This window comes from Peribacillus sp. SIMBA_075 (assembly GCF_046534585.1).
In genome coordinates, this window is the sequence record NZ_JAWRYN010000790.1 from 1 (window position 1) to 265 (window position 265).

The 265-nt window shown below is 38.1% G+C and carries 1 protein-coding gene; it reads right to left on the bottom strand.

Features of this window, described 5'->3' with window-relative positions; translation table 11 throughout:
- Nucleotides 1-90, bottom strand: a 90-nt coding sequence (locus tag SB775_RS30375; protein WP_410864971.1) for a hypothetical protein, incomplete at its 3' end; no start/stop codon positions are given.
- Nucleotides 91-265: the final 175 nt, after the last annotated feature.

The following is a 265-nucleotide window of genomic DNA, read 5'->3' on the forward strand; positions in this document are numbered from 1 at the left end:
TGCCATTTGTGGATCTGCGCTGACGGCTGGATCTAAAAGTGCAAGTCCCCCAAGAGAAATGCCCATTACTACATGAGTACCAGTATCCAATTGATTACCTCCTAGTTGTCATGCTTAGGAACAATCATACAAAGTATACGTCTTCATTCAAGACTATGTGCAAAATCACTTTTGCTTTGTCCTAATTTAATGTAACATGTTAACGTATCTACAAACAGTATACAACAAATAAGGTTCTTTTCAGAACGTTAGCCCTTGGTTCAAT